Origin of the sequence: Arundinibacter roseus, from assembly GCF_004348825.1 — a bacterium.
Taxonomy (GTDB): Bacteria; Bacteroidota; Bacteroidia; order Cytophagales; family Spirosomataceae; genus Arundinibacter; species Arundinibacter roseus.
The window spans coordinates 305042-325673 of sequence record NZ_SMJU01000002.1 but is presented as its reverse complement, the minus strand read 5'-3'; the positions used below and the strand labels follow the sequence as shown (position 1 = coordinate 325673).

19 protein-coding genes are annotated in these 20632 nt (G+C 43.9%); 6 read left to right on the top strand and 13 right to left on the bottom strand.

What is annotated here, in order from left to right:
• The first annotated feature begins 189 nt into the window (after window positions 1–189).
• Together EZE20_RS03930 and EZE20_RS03925 are read left to right on the top strand one after the other, a co-directional pair.
• Window positions 190–1893, top strand: coding sequence for a VRR-NUC domain-containing protein (locus EZE20_RS03930; protein ID WP_132114700.1), 1704 nt, complete (start codon window positions 190–192; stop codon window positions 1891–1893).
• Window positions 1894–1975: 82 nt separating this feature from the next.
• Window positions 1976–2323 (top strand): c-type cytochrome, encoded by a 348-nt coding sequence (locus EZE20_RS03925; RefSeq protein WP_132114698.1) that lies wholly within the window; start codon window positions 1976–1978, stop codon window positions 2321–2323.
• 72 nt (window positions 2324–2395) lie between these two features.
• On the opposite strand, the gene EZE20_RS03920 is transcribed toward EZE20_RS03925, so the two are convergent.
• Complete coding sequence (locus EZE20_RS03920; RefSeq protein ID WP_132114696.1) at window positions 2396–3697, bottom strand: M16 family metallopeptidase; 1302 nt, start codon at window positions 3695–3697, stop codon at window positions 2396–2398.
• A gap of 82 nt (window positions 3698–3779) precedes the next feature.
• Between EZE20_RS03920 and EZE20_RS03915 the strand changes: the two genes are divergently transcribed.
• Entirely contained in the window at window positions 3780–4793 is a 1014-nt protein-coding gene (locus EZE20_RS03915; protein ID WP_228713518.1) for a glycosyltransferase family 9 protein, read from the top strand.
• Window positions 4794–4868: 75 nt separating this feature from the next.
• Here the strand turns inward: EZE20_RS03915 and EZE20_RS03910 are convergent, their stop codons facing one another.
• The 4 genes from EZE20_RS03910 to EZE20_RS03895 form a co-directional block, all read right to left on the bottom strand.
• Window positions 4869–6638 (bottom strand): hypothetical protein, encoded by a 1770-nt coding sequence (locus EZE20_RS03910; protein ID WP_132114694.1) that lies wholly within the window; start codon window positions 6636–6638, stop codon window positions 4869–4871.
• The gene (locus tag EZE20_RS03905) at window positions 6638–7315 is read right to left on the bottom strand and encodes a type II restriction-modification system restriction endonuclease (RefSeq protein WP_132114692.1); all 678 of its coding nucleotides are present in this window, start codon (window positions 7313–7315) and stop codon (window positions 6638–6640) included. Before EZE20_RS03905 ends, EZE20_RS03910 begins: the two co-directional genes overlap by 1 nt.
• 384 nt (window positions 7316–7699) lie before the next feature.
• A complete protein-coding gene (locus EZE20_RS03900; protein ID WP_132114690.1) occupies window positions 7700–9106 on the bottom strand; it encodes a tetratricopeptide repeat protein in 1407 nt (468 codons plus the stop codon).
• A gap of 87 nt (window positions 9107–9193) precedes the next feature.
• Window positions 9194–10195 (bottom strand): NAD-dependent epimerase/dehydratase family protein, encoded by a 1002-nt coding sequence (locus EZE20_RS03895; RefSeq protein WP_132114688.1) that lies wholly within the window; start codon window positions 10193–10195, stop codon window positions 9194–9196.
• Between the two features lie 163 nt (window positions 10196–10358).
• On the opposite strand from EZE20_RS03895, the gene dctA reads away from it, so the two are divergent.
• Complete coding sequence (gene dctA / locus EZE20_RS03890; RefSeq protein ID WP_132114686.1) at window positions 10359–11621, top strand: C4-dicarboxylate transporter DctA; 1263 nt, start codon at window positions 10359–10361, stop codon at window positions 11619–11621.
• A 9-nt stretch (window positions 11622–11630) separates the two neighbouring features.
• On the opposite strand, the gene EZE20_RS03885 is transcribed toward dctA, so the two are convergent.
• Window positions 11631–11831 (bottom strand): helix-turn-helix transcriptional regulator, encoded by a 201-nt coding sequence (locus tag EZE20_RS03885; RefSeq protein WP_132114684.1) that lies wholly within the window; start codon window positions 11829–11831, stop codon window positions 11631–11633.
• Entirely contained in the window at window positions 11828–12382 is a 555-nt protein-coding gene (locus tag EZE20_RS03880) for a hypothetical protein (RefSeq protein ID WP_132114682.1), read from the bottom strand. Before EZE20_RS03880 ends, EZE20_RS03885 begins: the two co-directional genes overlap by 4 nt.
• A gap of 293 nt (window positions 12383–12675) precedes the next feature.
• On the opposite strand from EZE20_RS03880, the gene metG reads away from it, so the two are divergent.
• Window positions 12676–14748: a methionine--tRNA ligase gene (gene metG / locus EZE20_RS03875; protein WP_132114680.1), complete on the top strand. Its 2073-nt coding sequence runs from the start codon at window positions 12676–12678 to the stop codon at window positions 14746–14748.
• 85 nt (window positions 14749–14833) lie between these two features.
• Here the strand turns inward: metG and EZE20_RS03870 are convergent, their stop codons facing one another.
• Both EZE20_RS03870 and EZE20_RS03865 read right to left on the bottom strand, forming a co-directional pair.
• Complete coding sequence (locus tag EZE20_RS03870; RefSeq protein WP_165933401.1) at window positions 14834–15238, bottom strand: Hsp20/alpha crystallin family protein; 405 nt, start codon at window positions 15236–15238, stop codon at window positions 14834–14836.
• Between the two features lie 184 nt (window positions 15239–15422).
• Window positions 15423–15728: an HPF/RaiA family ribosome-associated protein gene (locus EZE20_RS03865; RefSeq protein ID WP_132114676.1), complete on the bottom strand. Its 306-nt coding sequence runs from the start codon at window positions 15726–15728 to the stop codon at window positions 15423–15425.
• Between the two features lie 290 nt (window positions 15729–16018).
• Here EZE20_RS03865 and EZE20_RS03860 point away from each other — a divergent pair, with 290 nt between their 5' ends.
• Window positions 16019–17191 (top strand): baeRF7 domain-containing protein, encoded by a 1173-nt coding sequence (locus tag EZE20_RS03860; RefSeq protein ID WP_132114674.1) that lies wholly within the window; start codon window positions 16019–16021, stop codon window positions 17189–17191.
• Between the two features lie 68 nt (window positions 17192–17259).
• Here the strand turns inward: EZE20_RS03860 and EZE20_RS03855 are convergent, their stop codons facing one another.
• From EZE20_RS03855 to EZE20_RS03840, 4 genes are all read right to left on the bottom strand, one after another.
• Window positions 17260–18177 (bottom strand): sugar phosphate isomerase/epimerase family protein, encoded by a 918-nt coding sequence (locus tag EZE20_RS03855; protein ID WP_132114672.1) that lies wholly within the window; start codon window positions 18175–18177, stop codon window positions 17260–17262.
• Window positions 18178–18276: 99 nt separating this feature from the next.
• Complete coding sequence (locus EZE20_RS03850) at window positions 18277–18999, bottom strand: DUF3891 family protein (RefSeq protein ID WP_132114670.1); 723 nt, start codon at window positions 18997–18999, stop codon at window positions 18277–18279.
• Window positions 19000–19054: 55 nt separating this feature from the next.
• A complete protein-coding gene (locus EZE20_RS03845) occupies window positions 19055–19321 on the bottom strand; it encodes a hypothetical protein (protein ID WP_132114668.1) in 267 nt (88 codons plus the stop codon).
• Window positions 19322–19373: 52 nt separating this feature from the next.
• A complete protein-coding gene (locus EZE20_RS03840) occupies window positions 19374–20534 on the bottom strand; it encodes a glycoside hydrolase family 5 protein (RefSeq protein WP_132114666.1) in 1161 nt (386 codons plus the stop codon).
• Window positions 20535–20632: the final 98 nt, after the last annotated feature.

Below are 20632 nucleotides of genomic sequence, written 5' to 3'. Positions count from 1 at the left end.
GATCAAAATAGTACAATTTTTACATTTAATTTTTCTATTTGTATGATTGATTATTATTATGAAACTCATTAGTCTTTGTAATGGTTTTTTCAAAGACTACTCCCGATGTTGTACTTTATAAAGAAACTCTCAAAATGCCTGATTAAATAGGCGTGAGATTTCTTTGGCTTTTTTCATAAAACTTTTTTCATGTCCGAAACCACTCGTCCCGAATTACCACCAAAATATTATCTGGAAAATTTTCGGTACGTACTCGACTTCGTCCGGAAACTTTACCTGCCGCTGCTAACTCCACCGGAGCTTGATTTTCTGGATATGTTTGATCGGCTTTCCGAGGATGCTCAATGTTTGTTTGTGCGGTTTAGTAATCGGCGGGGCGCTTTTTTTAAGGTAAATTCCCTTTCCTACGCCGAACTAAGCGATATTCCGGCTAGTCTGACCGAACTCCTGACGCAGGGCTTTGCCGAAAACCTGAGTGAACAACACGCGCCACGCGCCGGAGAAGTAATTGACCTGTTCAGCAAGCCTGAGTTGCTTTTACTTTCGCAGGTACTGATGCCTGCCGTTCCTCCACCCAAAAATATTCGTAAGCCTGATCTCGTACGGTGGCTATTGCACGAATTTTCGTTTGAAGAACTTTTAACGGCGATGCAAAGCGGCGAACCCGTCATAAAGGTCTGTTACGAAGTAGAAGTCATGATGATGAAATTTTTGTTTTTTGGCAATCGCCACGACGGCATGACGGAGTTTGTGGTGCGCGATTTGGGCTATGTGAGGTATCAATCGTTTCAGGAAGAAAATTTTTCGGTACGTTTCGAAACCCGCAAGGACGTAGAAGATCGGCTCATGCTTTCGCTCACGGCTGAAACTTTTTATGAACTGAAAGAAGAAGTACCTCCGGAAGAAATCTACGATTGGTTCATGAACTGGCAGGGCGGACTTGTGGGCGAGCTGAGCGAGGTGGCGCTTCCTTCTTACCGCCGCCTTGTGCTGCGCATTGGTGCGTGGCTCGAACGTAAAAAAATGCCCGAACAGGCGCTCACCGTGTATCAGCTTACCTCTGACGCACCTTCGCGCGAGCGCCGGGCGCGCCTGCTGCATCGCATTGGCGAACTGGAAGAAGCACTCGCCCTTTGTGACGAAATGATCCAAAGTCCGCAAAATGCCGACGAGCGTTTTTTGGGGCTGGATTATCGTGAAAAAATAGTGAATAAAAAGAAGCGGGTCATTCGTCAAACGACGCTTGCCCTCAAAGCGGCTGATGCCGTCGAAATTGCGGTTTCATATCGGCATCAGGTAGAAAAAGGCGTGATTGATTACTATCTGGAACAGGGCTATGCAGCTATTTTTAGTGAAAATGAACCCTGGCGCGCGCTGTTTGGGCTGGTGTTCTGGGATATTATTTATGATACCAACGTTCGGGCGATTCATCACCCGCTGCAGCGCGTTCCGTCTGATTTTTTTCTACCTGATTTTTTTACAAAACGTGAAAAATTACTCCGTCAACGATTGGTCGAACTGAGCTCTGCGGAAGCATTTGAAAGCCTGATAGTAAAGACTTACCTCGACAAACTCGGCACCACCAACGTGCTCGTGGCCTGGTACGAAGGGTTGCTCGAAGCGGTGCTTGTGCTTACCAGTTATATAAAACCAGAACAATTACACCTGATCTTGATGGAGATGGCGCTGAATCTGCGCGAAAACACCCGTGGTTTTCCTGACCTTTTGGTTTGGAAAGATGATTTTTATAGTCTGGTAGAAGTAAAATCGCCCACGGATCACCTGTCGTCGCAGCAGCTAAACTGGCTACACTTTTTTGAACAAATTAACGTTAGAAGTAAAGTATTGCGGGTTGACTGGATTCCGGAAATGGAGGAAAAAACTTCCGAATAAAATTCCGTTCCTGATACTCCTTGTGTACTTTTGTTTTCCAAAAATTTACAGTTCCTTACTTTTTAATTACTTGAACAAAAAAATGAAGAAGAACATCGGATTGTTGTGGGCAACTGCCGTTGCCACCGTGATGGGAATCAGCTCTGCCAATGCCCAGGTTAAAGTGCCGGAAGAAATTACGACTCTCATGAATAAGTATACCTGTAGCGCTTGCCACCGGGTAGACGCCCGCCTTGTGGGACCCGCCTACACCGATGTTGCCAAGAAAAAATATACGAATGAAAAAATTGTAGAGTTGATATACAAGCCTGTACCTGCCAATTGGCCCGGATATCCACCGATGGCACCTATGACGCAGGTGCCTAAGCCTGACGCCCTGAAACTGGCAGCGTACATTAATTCTCTTGCACCCAAAGCAGCGAAAAAATAATCGTTTTTGTGCTTAACCAAACAAGAAAAGGCAGCCCTCGGGTTGCCTTTTCTTGTTTGGTTACTAATTCATTTATTCGGCTGAATCTTCCGGCAGGAACGTCAGGTAGCTAAACTTACTTTCGTCGAACATGTCCCGTGCAAGTTCCTGTAACTGCACTGCCGAAACGTGTTGAATTTCGGAGAAAATTTCGGGTAAAGTATCCACGCGTCCGGTATCAAGCAGGCTCTTGGCCATCATCAGCATAAAACTCAGGTTACTTTCTTCCGACATCGCCATTTGTCCCATCAGCTGTACCTTGGTGTGGTGCAATTGCATGGTAGACAGCGGTTGTTCGCGAAGTCGTTTGAGTTCTTTGTGGATCAGATAAATGCTTCGTTCCAGCTGTTTTTGTTCAGTTCCAAAGAAAATACCCATAAAACCCGTATCCAGATAAGCCGTATAATTGGCCTCAATGGCGTACACAAAACCGAAGCGTTCGCGCAGAGCCATGTTGAATCGGGAGTTCATGCCGGGCCCGCCGAGCAGGTTCACGAGCATAAAAAATGGCAGTCGACGGTCGTCATTTAGGGCATAGGCAGGCGCACCCATAGCGCACTGGGCCTGCGTCAGAGAGCGTTTAACCACTTCCTGAGTTGGAATATAAAGCCTGGGAGCAACCCGCAATCCCGATGTTTTCTTGAACTCTATATGGCTAAGATGCTTTTCGGCCAGCCTTACAACTTTTGCAAAAGGCAACCGACTCACCGACGAAACGATAATATGTTCGGTATCCAGGTGTTCCAGAATAAACGCCCGGAGGTCTTCACGCGTGAAACGTTTGACGGTTTCAGTAGTGCCCAGAATATTATACCCAAGCGAATGCTCAGGAAAAATCAGGGTATCAAAATCATCCTGAATGGCATCTTCCGGCGAGTCGTAGTACATCGACATTTCTTCCAGAATCACGTTTCGCTCGCGCTCAATTTGTTTTTCCGGAAAAACGGAATGGAAAGATATATCCGTGAGTAGTTCCAGCGCTTTTTCAAAATGCTCGTCAAGCACCGAGGCATGAAAACAAATTTTTTCTTTGGTTGTATAGGCGTTTAGCTCTCCTCCCACAATTTCGAGGCGGTTGATGATATGGTGCGAACGCCGCTTTTCGGTTCCTTTAAAAGCCATGTGCTCCCAAAAGTGCGCAAGGCCCTGCTGTTCCGGCGATTCGTCGCGGCTGCCAATATCAAGCATAATTCCGCAATGGGCAATCTGAGTATGAGGCACTTGCTTGTGCGCTACCCGAATTCCGTTGGAAAGCGTATGTAAATGGTATTCTTCCAGAACCGTAGAAAGGGCCTGGCCACTGGGCAAACGTTTACGGCTATTATTTCTCTTCATTCTTTTCAAACACAAAAACCTTCCCGATAATTTTCGGTGGTGTGTACAAAATTACGGATTTTTGCCGGATACTGTTTTTCACATGATGCCATCTCGTATTCTAGTTATTCAAACGGCCTTCTTGGGCGATGCAATCCTGGCTACGGCCCTTTTGGAAAATCTTCATCAGGCATTTCCTGACGCTCAACTCGATTTTCTGGTTCGCAAAGGCCACGAAGGACTTTTTACAAAGCATCCTTTTTTGAATCAAGTTTTGGTATGGGACAAAAAAAAAGATCGGTATCGGGGCCTTTGGAAGCTGCTGCTCTTCATTCGGAAACAGCGCTACGAGCACGTCATTACTGTGCAGCGCTTTGCATCCACTGGATTTTTAACGGCTTTTTCGGGTGCAAAAAACAGAATTGGTTTTGATAAAAACCCATTATCCTTTGCCTTTACGGCAACAGCAACTCATGATCTGGAATCGGGTTTACACGAAACCTCCCGCAATCATTCCCTCATAGAATTTCTGGTACAGACTCCGGTCCTGCGCCCGCGGCTCTACCCTACACCTGCTGATTTTGAAAAAATAAAAGGCTTTCAACAGCAACCTTACATTTGTGTAGCGCCCGCTTCGGTGTGGTTTACCAAGCAATACCCCGCCGACAAATGGGCTGCGTGGCTGCGCTCCGTTCCCGACTCCGTGGCTATATACATTCTTGGAAGTCCGGATGACAAAACCCTGGGTGAAGACATTTTGAAAAAAGCCCATCGTACCGGGCGAAGCGAAAATCTCTGCGGGAGATTGTCGTTTCTGGAATCAGCAGCGCTGATGAAAACTGCGCAAATGAATTTTGTAAATGACTCAGCCCCGATGCACATGGCTTCTGCCCTGAATGCTCCCGTTTGTGCAGTGTACTGCTCCACGATTCCGGACTTTGGTTTTGGCCCGCTGTCAGAAAATTCGCGGGTCCTTGAAATCACCGACTCTTTGCCCTGCCGCCCTTGTGGTTTGCACGGCCACCGGGCGTGCCCCGAAGGGCATTTTCGCTGTGCTGTGGAGATTAAAGAAAGTCAGTTTTTGGATGTTTTGAGGGAGAGTTTGGCGAGGGAATGAGAACTTCCTGTTTACCTAAATAAACGTTGAAATAGTTCTATTTCGCTACCTAAAAGCTCATATCGTCCATTCAATTTACGCAAAAATTGCCATTTGTCCACTGTTTCTTGGGATCATTTCCTTAATGAAACTGTCCCATAATTCAAGTTTAACATTGAGTTTATATTTGATATTTAGTAATTCAATTTTTGTAAGTAATTCTGCTTTACTAATCTGCTTTGCTAATTCCAATAAATCTATTCTCATCAATATATCCTTGGTAAAAGTTCTTTTAGCATCTGGGAAAGTCACCGATTGCAAAAATCGCATTGTTAAGTCTGAATTTAATAAAATCAGAGTGTAAATGGCATATTCAATTTTATCAAAACCTACCAAATAACACGTATCGTCAAGCATCACAGGTTTATCATCCTGTGGTAAGATAAGAGTAAAATGAAATGTTTTATATAGGCCTGAAATAGCAACCTTGTACGATTTAAAGGAATAATCGCCAATACCAAAAATTGAAAACAAAGGTTTATTAATATATATACTAGATTTTCTTGCTTCAAAATATGAAGTATGATCTTTGAGATACTGATAAGTTTCTGGATATTCAGTTTTAATATACTTAGTATCCTGACCAATACTCTTTTGAGTAACAATAGTAAATTTTCTTGAATGATTTATTACCTCATTTTTAAGATCTGAACTTTTGAGTATACCATAAACCAAACCTTCTTCCAATTTAACTTCTTCATTCAATCCATTTACATAATATCCATTTACTTTATCCAACTCCATCACACTTGAACAGTCATGTTTTAAACCTTGTCGCCAAACAAAAGGACATTTGCCATCAATTTCTTTTGTATGTATATAAGTTTCAATATTTGAAACAAATTTATCATTTAACCATCCAAATTTAATTTTTGAAACTTGATTTTCATAAAAATCGAATTCTCTACACTCAAATGTTGGGGGTGAGTTTAGTTTACAATAAAACAAAGCAGCTTCTACCGAAACATTAAATTCTTTCTTACTGTCAATACAAAGTTTTTCAATAGAAGAAATTTTAAATTTATTCTTACTTTGGTCAAAAATAATGTTTTTGATTACGGAGTTTTTGACCAATAACAATAAATTCCCTTTCAGATTTTGAAAGGTTTGAATCATAGTCATTGTTATAAATTCAGCAATATCAAAATTGCCTTTACCTGTCATTGCATCTAAACCACTATGATTTTTGAAATTAGTTTTTTTAGGGAGATTTTTTGAGTTCAAACTACCTAACTTTGAGTTAGTTACCCAAGGCGGATTACCAATCACTAGAATATTGTTAATAGAATGCTCCTTGGCTATTTTTTTGAAATCAAAGTCAAAAACATTGCAATGAACAATTAAAATTTCGGGTTTATTGACATGCGGATTTGAAAGGAAGAAATCTATAATATTGAACTTACTTTCCCAAACATAAGGTTTATAAATTTCAATACCGTATAAATATTTAATATCAGGAAAATTATTTAAGGAAGCAATAATAAAATTCCCTTTTCCGCAAGTGGGTTCAATTACAAGTTCTGGAGAAATATTTTTTGATGCTAAGTATATGGTAATTTTGTTAGCTAAATCTAAATTTGTTTGAAAGTCGCCAAATTCTGCCCTATCGGGTTCTTCAACACTGATACAGGTGTCAGAAATTAATTTTTTAAGTGTTTCTAATTCTTCATCATTATTAAAAAAAAATCTAATTCCAAATCTATCAAAAATTTCTTGATTTGCCTTTTCCAAAGAAAAGGTATTTTTCAGAGTATCATTCAAAAAATATGAAACCTGATCCGTAATATTTGCTTCAAATACTTTCATTAGTCAGGTTTGTTATAGCTTATAATTTTATCAATACCAGGTATATCATTCTTTAAATCTCTAATTCTGGCATATTGCAATCTCCATTGCAGCGCATTTGAAATTGTTAAATATCCAATTAGTATTTCTTTAGTTAAAATCATTTCGGCTATTTGTTTTAAAGCTATTTCATCAGCAGGCAACTTTATTCCTTCAAGAAATGCAATTATATCAGATTCATTTGCCCCAACTCTCTTCATTTCATTCAAGATACTTGTTGTAGTAAAATCAGCAGTTCTTTCTTTTGAAACAAAAGAACAACTCACAAAATTTAATTGTGAAGTTCTACTTGTTGGGTCGTCTATTTTATCGTAAACAAACACCAATAGATTATACCCAAGTCCAAAGATTTTTTGTTTTGCGTCTCTGAAAGGACTTGATGACTGAGGTTGCTTATTTGAAGTGACTTTTATATCAGTCATTATATCTTCCGAAGGCAAATCAATACCTTTTGCAGAAGAACCAATCGTAACATCATATTTCAATTTTAAATATGACTGGAATTTTTGTTCAATTAGAGTCCCAACGGCTTTCCCGTCTGTAACTCCATACAATTCTTTATGATGGAATTTTGACTGCTCAACACAAAATAATTGCGCTTCTTTAATTAAATTTTCCTTTGTTAGTTTTTGAAGCATTTTGTTTATTGATGAGTGAATTGAAATGTAAATAATTTTGAATGTCAGGCTGAGCGAAGTCGAGGCCGACCGGCAGACTGGCTTCGACTTCGCTCAGCCTGACAAATTTCCTGAACTTTATACTTTCTTTACAAATCTACTCACGTATCAATAAATACTAAATATAATTTTTCGTTTTTGGGGAAATCTATTCAACTACTTGTTCATTTTTTTCTTAAATATATTAAAAAAACATTCTGCAACCATTAGCATTAGGAGAGTCGATTTGGCAATATTTCAGGAGCACTGTATTCAATACAATAACCCTCCCCCCAAAAAACAAACAGCTCCGAAGGAGCTGCCTGTTACTTTTAAGACCTGAACGTGCCAATACAAAGCACGAGTTTATGATTTTTGCCGATATTGTTCAATTATTCGGTAGAGCGCTTTTTGCTTTTCCAGATCCGGAAAAAATTCAAAAAGCTGAATATGAGCATCATAGTCGAGCGTCAGGGCGATTTCCAGATTCAGCAGAGCTTCGCGGTATTCACCGGCATGAATAAGGTACACACACAGCCGATAGTACAAATCTGCCTCTTGCGGCAACTCATCGACGGCCGCCTGCAACAAATCGCAGGCACGGGCGTAATTCCCCTGATCAAAAAGCACCAACGACCATTTTAACCATACATCCGGGTTGGCGGGTTCGATTTCAGCTGATTTTTCAAAAGCCTCAAACGAAGAAATTATGTTTCCTAACCGATACTCTGATTCGGCCAGCGCCAGCCAATAATCAGGATTCAGCTCCGTGATTTGAATAGCTTTTCTCAAAAACCCGACTGATTCGTGCCAACGATGAAGCTCGCTCATGCACACCCCCAAACCATACCATCCATCGTCCCACTGATTATCAATTTTGACAGCCTGATGATAGTACCCAATTGCCGTTTCAAACTGCCCCAATTTTTCATAGGATGCACCCAAACAACAACAAGTTTCGGGCTGCGGACCTTCCAGCTCAATGGCACGAAGGTAGTTACTTTTGGCTTTTTCATAGGCTTCGATATTCATGTATGAATTTCCAAGATTAAAAAAAGCAGAAGCAAAATCTTCTTTTACCAGCGTAGCGTATTCGTAGGCCTTTATGGCTTCGTCAAATTGGTCAAGCTTGCTGAATGCAATGCCGAGGTTGTACCACGCATGATGCGAAAACGGATCCCGATCGACAAGTTCGTGGTAAAAATCGAGGTGGCTTTCGAGCTGCCCGAGCAGGTCGAGGCAGTGGGCCAACTCGTAGAGCGCATGCTCGTTATTCAGATTTCCGGCAATAGATTTTTTATAATTTTCGATGGCCTTGTCATACTTTCCCCAATTTTGATAGGTTTGGCCAATCTGATAGTAAATGTCATCTTTCTCCTCGGCTGTTTCCAGGATACCTTCCAGAATACTCACAGCAAGTTCGTATTCGCCCATAAGGTTGTAAATTGCCCCCTGCATGTACAGTACCTCGCTATCGCCGGGGTGAAAAAGTCCGGCTTTTTCGAGCAGGTCAAGGGCGTATTCAAATTGTGTCCGATTGGCCAGAAGCTGCGCTTTGCTGAGCATCAGTTCCAGGGAATAGGGATAATTTTCCAGTCCAAGGTCACACGCTTTGATCGCTTTTTCCCAATCGCCCTGATCCAGGTAATGTTCCGCCACCTGCTCGTAGGTATCGAGGTCAAAAAATTCCTTTTCGTCGGTTTTCAGCATGCGCTCAAACCGCCGTAAAGTTTCTTTCATATAATTTTTTCTCTCATCAAACTCTTGTTCCATGCTTACTGACGAGGATTAATGTAGCTGATACCAAAACGTATCAATCCGTACGATTGTAGAAAGTTAGTAATAATACTTATGCGTTTTTCAAACCTGTTTCAAAAAACTTTTGCCAATTCGCGAAACCGTTTGATCGAGCGTTTGAAAATCAGTTTGTAACGTTCGTTTAATTTTTGTGGGATCAAATTCAAAATGATGTACCGCCGAGCGGGCAGTATCTTTGGTAATCAACGGACGACTTCCGGTGAGCCATGAGCGGGCAGCTTCAATTCGCCAGATTACCGCCGCCAGATTTTTACCTACCAAATAGCGGGGCGAAGGTTTGTTGAGCGAACGCGCAATTGCGTCAAAAAGCTGCTTATAGGAGGCCGTTCCGGCACTGAGAATAAAGCGTTCGGAATGAATATCTGAATTAATTAACTGAAATATACATTCGGCTATATCCTGTACATCAACGAAATTGACGGTTCCTTCGGTATAAAAGGGCTTTTCGTCATAAATATATTTGAAAAGCTGCGTGCTGCTTTTGGTCCAGTCACCTTCACCCAAAATCAGTGACGGGTTCACGATTACCGCCGTAAGGCCCTCGGCAATACCCCGCCAAACTTCCAGCTCGGCCAGGTATTTGGATTTTGCGTAAGCCGAATTGTTGGGAGAATCTTCCCAACGCTGAGTTTCGTCAATCCTGATTTTTTCATGGCCGGTCGTCTCGCGTCCAGCGGGCGGTCGACCCAATGCGGCTACACTGCTGACGTGGCATAGTCTTGCAACGCCCATATACAGACAGGCATTGACAACATTGGCTGTACCTTCCACATTTACCTTGAACATCAGGGGGTTATCTTTGGGAACAAAAGATACCACGGCCGCCGAATGAACCACGGCATCAATACCGACCAATGCTTTTTGAAGAGATAGCAGATCCAGAATATCCCCTTCGATCCACTGAATTTGGCTTTCCACAGACCGTAACAGCGACCGATCTGAGGCAGACCGATGAAGCACCGATACCTGATGCTGAGCAGCCAAAAAACGCCTGACCGTGGCACTGCCGACCAACCCTGTGGCTCCGGTAATTAATACATGCATAGAAGTAAAACCCAGTTGGTGTTGGCAAAGTTCGGGAATTTAGCTGCGTAAAAATAGCGGTTGGCTTTTGAATTGAAGCGGTTTCTTCCTTTCTTTGAAATAGGTCTAATACCGGTTGCTTTATATTTTCCTACCCCCTACTATTTATTGAAGACTTCTACTGATGAAAAAAATTTTCACAAACCTCACCTTTTGGGTGCTTACCGCCATCACGGCCGGAGCTTTGCTTGGGCATTTTATGCCCGAAACGGGCCAACAAATGCAGCCGCTTGGAAAAGGATTTATTGACATTGTGAAGCTTTTCATCAGTCCCATTATTTTTCTAACGATCTCCCTGGGTATCAGCGGTATGGGCGACTTGAAGAAAGTGGGTAAAGTAGGTGGTAAAGCCTTGATTTACTTTGAAGTAATCACCACTTTTGCGCTCGTGATTGGACTCGTGGTTGCGCATTTTATCCGTCCCGGCGACGGTGTTGTTACGAGCGGCCTGGGAGGTGGTGACGTTTCTAAATTCCAGGAAAGTGCCGAAAAAGGATTTAGTTGGTGGCAGTTTCTGAAAGACAATTTCACCATTCAGGTGCTGCTGTTTTCCATTGCCTTTGGTATTTTTTTGAGCAAATATACTGGCCGTCAACGGATAGTTTCAGTCCTGACACTGCTGTCGGGTTATGTATTTAAGGCGTTACATTTTGTCATGCTTTTTGCGCCCATCGGAGCATTTGGCGGCATGGCGTTTACCATTGGCAAGTACGGAATCAAAACTTTGCTGCCTTTGGGCAAATTGATGCTATCGGTATACGTCACCATGGCTTTGTTCATTTTTGTCATCTTATATCTGGTTCTCCGCTACTACAAAATCAGCCTGCTCAAATATCTGAACTATATCCGGGAAGAGCTTCTGATTGTGCTTGGCACCTCGTCGTCCGAAGCCGGTTTGCCTTCTCTGATGGAAAAACTTGAACGCATGGGCTGCTCCAAACCGGTGGTAGGTTTGGTAGTACCGGCGGGCTATTCGTTCAACCTCGACGGCACCACCATTTACCTCTCTATGGCCACTATTTTTCTGGCGCAGGTCTATGGCGTGGAGCTAACGATTGCGCAGATGTTTACGATTATTGGCATCCTGATGATTACCTCCAAAGGAGCAGCCGGCGTAACGGGAAGCGGCTTTGTAGTGCTGGCGTCTACGCTTTCGGCCATTAAAGTTATTCCAGTGGAAGGTTTGGCGCTGTTGCTTGGGGTAGATCGATTTATGTCAGAAGCGCGCGCGATCACCAATTTCATCGGCAATGGCGTGGCAACCATCTGGATTGCCAACAATGAAAATGAATTTGACCGGGCCAAAATGCACTACGCTTTTGAAAATATTCAGGAAACAGAAGATATTATAGAAGACAACCTCGAATGGGGCGAAAAACCGGTCTGATGTTCCTGGCTATTCGCCTTCTTCCAGCTCAAAAATTTCATCCACGGCTTTGGAAAAAACCCGGGCGATTTTTAACCCCAAAACCAGGGAAGGCGAGTACTTTTCAGCTTCAATGGCATTAATCGTCTGCCGTGATACCTGAACTTTTTCGGCCAGTTCGGCCTGAGTCATGTTGTGCATCGCCCGCTGAATTTTTATGTTGTTTTTCATAGGGCAACCTCCTTCCCTTCCTGCCGTTTTAGTTCGCGGGATTCCTGCCAAAGAAGCCAGTGAAATCGTAATACAAAGATCAATAACGGCGTGAACATATTGTAAATCATGATGTTAAGAAAGGTAAAACCATGCACAAAAACTATACAAAGTACCAAAATTAAGGTATTTCCGTACATCGCCCACTGCAAGGATTCCAGCCGCATGTGTGCAATTCGTTCGTCTTCATTTTTAACTCGGGCAAATCCTGTAATCAGAAACCCGGCTAGTAGGAAGATCGAAAGAATTTCATCAATTAATTGCAACGTCATGGTTCCGGTTGGTTCGTTGCTCACGCTGATGTTACCTTCGAAATTCGTTCCGCCATCGCTAATATTTCCAGAAAAAACTTCCTTCTCGGCTTCAACAATTGGCCACGGAATTCTCACCTCAACTTTCCATGGAAAGTCTTCTTCGGCTACCATGAACCAACATCCCAACGGAATAAAAATAAGTAACAGCGCCCAACCGATCGGTTTCCAGCGATTTGGTAAAAGATTTTTTGTTTTCATGGCTAATAGATTAAAAGTTTATTTCTCCAAATGTAAAGTTTATTTTACATCAGTGTCAAGTATTTTTTACAAAAAGACAAAGATATTTTACAAAACTGGCAGATTAACGAATTTGGAGAATATGACTTTATAGGTAGAAATACTTTCACCAAAAGTGCTGATGATACAGGACCAACTTTTGAATATGACTGGTTGGTCATTCAGATTTGTTATTTTTGCAGGAAATTTGCTTTACATTTTCATACAACTACCCGCAAAAAGCTGATACCCAAAGGCTGAACGCCAAAAATTATATGTCTCTAAAAAACCCCCAACGCTATACCGTAACGGCAGCGCTCATTTATGCCAATGGTCCGATTCATATTGGTCATTTGGCGGGCTGTTACATTCCGGCAGATATTTACGTGCGTTACCTTCGCTCCCGCGGCGCTGAGGTTGCCTTCATCAGCGGCACCGACGAACACGGCGTACCGATCACGATTCGGGCAAAAAAAGAAGGCGTTACGCCGCAGGAAGTGGTAGATACGTATTATACTCAAATTGCAGACGCTTTTGAAGAATTAGGAATTTCCTTTGACGTATACTCACGAACCAGCAAGCCGGTGCATCATGAGACTTCGCAGGAAATTTTTAAAACGCTATACGAAAAAGGGGCATTTCTGGAAGAAACAACGGAGCAATACTACGACGAAACTGCACAGCAATTTCTGGCCGACCGCTACATTGTGGGCACCTGTCCGGTGTGTGAAAATCCCAATGCCTATGGCGATCAGTGCGAGCGTTGCGGATCTACCCTCAGCCCCACCGAACTGAAAGATCCGCGTTCGATGCTCTCAGGAGCGAAGCCCGTCATGAAGGCCACGACCAACTGGTTTTTGCCTTTGGACCGCATGCAGCCTGACATTCAGGCCTATCTCGATCAGCATCCCGACTGGAAAACAAATGTGTTGGGGCAGTGCAATTCGTGGTTGAAAGAAGGCCTGAAACCCCGCGCCATGACCCGCGACCTCGACTGGGGCATTGCCGTACCTTTGCCCGACACCGACGGAAAAGTACTTTACGTATGGTTTGAAGCGCCGATCGGCTACATTTCTGCTACAAAGGATTGGCTGATGCAACAAACAGGCAAGGATGACGGCTGGGAAAAGTGGTGGAAACAGGAAGACACCAAGCTCGTGCATTTTATCGGGAAAGATAATATCGTGTTTCACTGCATTATTTTTCCGGCTACGCTCATGGCAGAGGGCAGCTATATTTTGCCCGATCAGGTGCCGGCCAATGAGTTTATGAACCTGGAAGGCGACAAGATTTCGACCTCCCGCAACTGGGCCGTGTGGCTGCATGAGTACCTTGCCGAGTTTCCGGGAAAACAGGATGTGCTGCGCTACGCCCTGACGGCTAATGCGCCCGAAACCAAGGACAGCGAGTTTACGTGGAAAGATTTTCAGACCCGCAACAATAGCGAACTCGTAGGGGTATTTGGAAATTTTGTCAATCGGGCGATGATCCTGACCCAAAAATTCTGTGACGGAAAAGTACCCGCACTCAGCGATTTGCAGGAAATAGATCAGGTTGTTCTTCGTGAATTGGCCGCTTTCCCGGCAAAAATCGGTGAGGCAATTGAAACCTATAAATTTAGAGAAGGGCTGGCGCTCACGATGGATTTGGCGCGATTGGGAAACAAATACCTGGCCGACACGCAGCCCTGGCACGCCATCAAAACCGACACCGACGGTACAACCAATCGCCGTGTGGATACGATCATGAACATTGCGCTGCAAATTACGGCCTCGCTCGCAATTGTGATGGAGCCGTTCATGCCATTTACTGCCGCCAAAATCAACATGCAACTAGGTGCGCAAACGGCCCGATGGGAACAGGCCGGAACGCCTGATCTGCTCTCGGCCGGGCATGTTTTGGGCGAGTCGAGTCTATTGTTTGAAAAAATGGAGGATGACGTGATTCAGAAACAAATTGATAAACTCCACGAGGCCAAGCGCCAAAACGAACTGGCAAGTAAGGTGATTCCTGACCTGAAACCAGAAATTCAGTTTGATGATTTTTCAAAAATGGACATTCGGGTAGCGACCGTTCTGGAAGCCGAAACAGTACCCAAAAGTAAAAAATTGCTAAAAATAAAGTTGACGATAGGCTCGGAAGAACGCACCGTTCTAAGCGGAATTGCGGAACATTTTAAACCCGAAGAAGTTGTTGGGCGTCAGGTACTTTACCTCGCAAATCTCGCTCCCCGCAAAATGATGGGCATGGAGTCAAAAGGGATGATTTTGATGGCCGAGGATCGGGACGGAAGTCTGACTTTTGTACAACCCGGCAAACAAATTTGGGACGGCGGAACGGTTTCCTGAAATATGGAATAATCTAATACAGAAAAAGCTACCTCAAACGGGTAGCTTTTTCTGTGTATAAAATTCTACACTACTTATATTCTGTTTAAAAGCGCTCAATGTCCACCCGGCGGTGAAAATCCTGATGGAGGTTATTAAAAGGGAAAACTACCTTCAAACACCGGGATTCTTCGTCGTACCGGGCCGATATATTTTCAAGATCTACGTCCGAAGGAATAACCATCCGACTGATAAAACGAGCCGTTTGATGGGCGCTTTTCTCGCCCCTTACTTTTGAAAAAACCGGCAACACGTGATAAACCATAAGTTTATCCTGTAAAATTTCGATTTGTAGGGCGTCCGCTTCAATGCCGGGCGTTTTTATCTTGACTTCATAGCCTTCCTCATGACTCTGAATATCCAATTGCGGTTCGCTCATTCCTCCGTACATCGTGTTCATTACGTCGGCCTGAATGAGAATTTCTTCTGATATATTGAGTTTACGTTTCATAGCCTGTGTATGTTTATTGATAAGGCTATTTTTTAAAAACTCCATACCAGAAAATTCTGCGATTCAATAAACGACAAAATGTCCGTATGCTAAAAAACATACGGACATAATGACACACCTTAATCAAAAAGCATCTTCAATCCTGCAAAGAAATTAGTTCTGTCAAACTCATTTCTTTTGACTATTACCGGTTTTGAATCTGATTCCGAAGCTTAGCCCCTACTTCCGAAATGGCTTCTAGCCAATTGCTGGAAATCGCCTCAGCAATTAAATCTCTGCCCGGCACGCCTACGCGGATACGTGCCATTTTATGCTCCTGACCTACGATTCCTTCCTGCTGCAGGTACACATCTGCGCCAACAATGTTGCCATACAATCGCATAAGTTTTTTGAGCTCGTGCCTGACCCGGGATAAAATATAGTTCTCAGGATCAAAATTCTCCGCCTGAATATCCAACTTAATGTTTTGAAATTGTTCTATCTTTTTCATGGCTCTATTTGGTTAGTTAATAAAAACGGGGGAATCTGTAAATCAAGGATTTACCTATTACCTTTTCTCCTCAAAAGGGGCACATATTCCTCAAAACACGAGATACATACCGCCTGCTCACTCTCTGTTAACTGTCCGTTTTTCAGATTGTTAGACGCTAACAAGGCTTTTTTACCACCTTTGGAATAATCTTCTCTTATCTAACAGTACAAAATGTTTACCCGGCTAAAAATCCTGTGGTACTGCATAAATCAATATTGACATTTTATCAAATAAAAGCCCAACTACTTATGGAAATTTTCAGATTAGATCAGTTCAACGATTTGTTGGAAATGGAAGGAGAGCAAAAAGTGAGTATCTTTTCACCAACAAGTCGTTCATCATCAGATAATTATCAGCAAGATAAGATCAATTTCAAAAATCAACTCAAAGAAGCGCTTACGCAGTTGATGGAAAAATATGAGTGGAAAGAGGAGGAATCAAAGACTTTTCTGGCCCCCGGCTATGAACTCCTGGAAGATGTTGCTTTCTGGCAACATAGCTCCGATGCGGTAGCTTTTTTCCATAGTTCCGCAGGAACAATCATTAAGCAGTTGCCTTTTGAGTTGGACGCTCCATCTTCGTTTGTCGGCAAAAACTTCATGCTGAAACCACTTGTACCGTTGTTGAATGCAAATTCGCGTTTTTACATACTCAACCTTAATCAAAATGATGTTCGCCTTTACGAAGCAGGTATGCACTCCTATTCGGAAGTAGTCTTTCCAGAGGACGTTCCTGCTACAATTGATGATTATCTAGTGTATGTTCACCGGCAGGAATCACTCCAATTCAGAAGTGGTGGAAGTAGTGGTGGAAACGGCGGTGCTATGTTTCATGGTCACGGTGCTGCAAATACCGACAAGATTGATATCGAACAATACTTTTATGAGTTATCTAAAAAAGTAGAAGAAATTATTGCTTGTGAGCCCCTTCCCGTCGTGCTGGCGGGTGTAGAATATCTGATTCCGATTTACCGAAAAACGGCTGATTATAACGGATATGTTGAAGGCTATGTGCAGGGAAGTTTTGCCGAGGGTGATGCCGCTTCGCTCTACGAAAAAGCTTTGGAAGTGATGGAGCCGATTTTTGAAAAGAAGCAGCAGGATGCTCAGGATCGTTTCAAAGAATTGCAGTTTGGTGAATGGGCGTCGTTTGAACCCGAAAAGGTAATTTTGGCCGCACTGACCGGACAGGTTGATACGCTTTTTGTACGGAAGCAAGAGGCTATTTGGGGACACTACAATGAATCACTCTATACGCTCACGCTCGAAGAAGAGTCTACGGCAGAAAACAAAGATTTATTGACCGAAGCCTGCGTGAAAACTATCTTGCAAAATGGTCAGGTGTATATGTGCGCCAGGGAAGATATGCCCGAAGAAGGTGCAGTAGTTGCGGCAATTTTTAGAAATCCGGTAACTATTTAATCACCAAAACTTGTTTAAAAATCAATATCCCCACAAGGCTTTTGAAACCTTGTGGGGATATTTGTATATTAGACTCCCTGTGTGACTTGCTTCATTTTGGCAAGGCCCGTTTTGGCAACAAGAAGTGCATCCTGTGCATAGTAGGTTGGGTTAAATACTTCCAGTGAAAGAATGACCGGTTTTTCAGGATTCTTTAAAATACTCAATAGGTCCTTCAACGGCCCTACTCCATCTCCGGGATATACGCGGTCGGCGTCAACAATCGTTTCGCGGGGCGGAGATGCCGGGTAATCGTTAATGTGGAAAACTTCAATAAATGGTTTGCCAACCCAACCTACCTGCTGCAATCCGGAGCCACCTTTATGCAGGTGATATACGTCCATCAGCACTTTTGCCGAAGGATGTCCACTTTCTACGGCTACGTAAAGCAGCTCGCTCACCCGACTCAGATTTTTTGAAAAACCCCAAAGTTCCAGGTGAGGCACTACGCCGGACTGATCGCCCAGGTCAAGAATGGTGTTATAGCGTTCGGCTGCTTTTTTAAGATCTAAACCTGCTTCGTTGGTAGCTCCCATCGGCGGCGCAGCAATGCGCGTACAACCGATTTCGGCCAAAATCCCCATTTCCTGTTTCAACTGTTCAATTGCCTTCGTACGGGCCGCGTTGTCGTCCACAATCCAGGTAGCAAAGCCAATGGCATCTTCGACCACAATTCCTGAATCGTTGAGATGTCGGCGGGCTTCGGCGGTGGTGCCTCCATTTTTAAGATAGTCCTGCAAAGTATTAATCCAGATTTCGACATGACGGTATCCGGCTTTGGAAGCGACCTCGATTTCTTTCATAAAACCCAGCTTGTGGCCACGCAACGTACTCATATTGAGCGCATACTTGAAAGCATCACGCTTGGCGTGAGCAGAGGCGATTTGGGGCACGGTAGCCAGAGCCGTGGTGGCCGTAAGTCCGGCAAGCGCTTGACGACGATTCATAAGGTAGTAGTACTGAAAAGAGTTGAACAGATTTGGCAAGAAAAGCAGCCTACTATCAAAAACTAACCATACGCCACCCGGAAAGACCACCCACCTGACTCACGATTTGGTAAATGTCCAGCAGCGTTCGCTTACTTCTGCCTCGTGCAAACAGCGCCAAAGTTCAGCCGAATCGGTAAACTGCAATTGATGAAGTTCCCGGAACTCTACCTTTACCTTTACCTGAGACTGTTCAAAGGGCCACGGTTCCAGGCGCAGCGTTTGCTCTTCCCAAATCTTAATTATTTCCCCCTGCGGAGTTTTACTGACGTCCTGCTGACGTTTTTCGGGCAATACCTCATCCAGACAAAGTACCAGCGACAGCGCGTCGCAGCATTCTACAAACCGATATGCCTGCAGCACTTCCTCTTGCTGAAGGCCCAAATCGCGGGTAAGTTTTTTTTGCAGGATTCGTTGCTCCTTCAAAAATGCCTTCATTTCAGCGTCAAGATCTTTCTTATCCGAATATAAAAAACTCAGGTGATGAGAAGTCAGCAGGGCATTCCAGCGGTTTTTGGCAGAAGCTACTTCCATTGCGCCTTTGCACTGTTCGAGGTTATAGCTTCGGAATTGAAAAGGCAAAGGAGCCCCGGCAGCGGTCAGGGTGTCGGTTTGCCGGTAGTCGAGCAGGCCGTCGTCGTGCTCAGCAATTGCCACCAAAGTTTGCATAAAATAGGGTGGTCGTTCGCTGACTTTCCAATGCAGGGCTAGTTCGGCAGCCAGTAATCCGTGGGCATGCTGGTAAATAACTTCCCAGCCGGTTTCAATCGGTTTAACAATCATGGTCGATTAATTTTACCGGAACAGAGAAATTGTTATGCCAGATAAAACCCAACCCTCAGACATCTTCAACACCCAGGTACCGGCGTACCTCCGCTTCGGACAAGACCGCCATTCCTTCCATAATGGATGGCAGAAGCGCCAGTTTTGTGGTATATTCCAATCGTCGCTGTAAGGCCTCAATATCAGTCAGTTCGGCCTGATGTAATGTAGCCGTGAGTTTTCCAATCATGTTACGGGCCACAATCTGCTCAGCTTCCAGTTTGGCTACTTTTACCGACAAAAGTTCGAGGTACCGTAATAAAGGCTGCAATTCGTGCGACATATTTTACACTGTTTTGTGGCTGAGTTTTGGAGGAGTATTTTCCCAAAATTACCTAGTACTTTTGAAGGAGCGTCAGGAGTTTCCGGTCCAGTTTATAGCCATGATGATCTTCATAGGCCACATCGTCCCGGCCAGAATCCAACATCCCAAAACTCCCTCTGAATTCCCAGAGCGCATAGCCAATTTTGTGCTCTGTCAGTATATCCAGTACATCTTCAAACCAGGCCAGAAATACTGCATGAGGAGTTTTATTGAAACACCCGCACTCGCCGCAGTGAACACCCACGCCCTGTTTGGTAAGCGCAATCCAGGGCTCGTACATGGTTTCGAGCATAGCCCGGCTAAGGTACTGATTGCCCACTTGCCCGGGCCATTTGGGCTCCGGTAGCTGATCCATTTCTTTAAAAACCCAGGGCGCTTTGTAGTGCGAAATAATGCCCGGATGATAGCCCCGACAACTTTGGCCGATATCTAAATCCGTGATTTCCGGAATCACATTACTTCCCACGTTGTTTCCATCCGCAATAACCCGGTGTTTAGGGTTCGCCGCCCGAATCGCTTCCGAAGCCTGAATCGCCATTTTTCGGTATAATTCCCCCGGAATCGGCCCTCGTTTGGAGTGCTGATCGTTCATATCTTCCCGTGTGCAGGGCTCGTTCAGCAAGTCAAAACTTATTTTGTCAGGAGAGGTTTGTGCAAAACGCTTCGCCCAGAACGACCAGTGAAACACAAAATCGTCCATTGCCTGCGCATCCTGCCAAAGATTGTAAGGCTCTTCAAATCCTGCATTTACACAAAACCCCGGTGCACGGTGCAGGTTTAAACTGACGTGCAGGCCGTGCTTGTGGGCGAGAAATACCAGCTGCTCAATTTTATCAGTGGCCTGTGTATCAATGTTTCGGACCTGTTCAACCTGAATGGGTTTACTACGGTCAAACGATACGTACGAAGGATAAGCCATAGGCAGGCGCACAAAATCAAAGCCCCAGTCTGCCATCCATTTCAGGTGCTGCTCGGTGGTTGCCGGGCGTGAATTGGCCGGATCCGGCGCAAAAAAATCCAACAGATTGAAACCTTTCCAGCGAGGAAGCGGATTGGCCAAAGGTGTTGGTTGTGCCCAGGTTGGTTGGTTGCCAAGGGCGAAAGTACCGGCAGCCAAAAGTGCAGATTTTTGTAAAAATTTCCGGCGGTTTGTTGTCCAATCGTTTTGCATCCTACGTGTAGTTTTAGCTGTTTTCATAAGGCTTGGTTCCTTATGATTTACTACTCCATAGGTAAGATTTAGAAACGTAATTGCTTAAAACCAAAAAA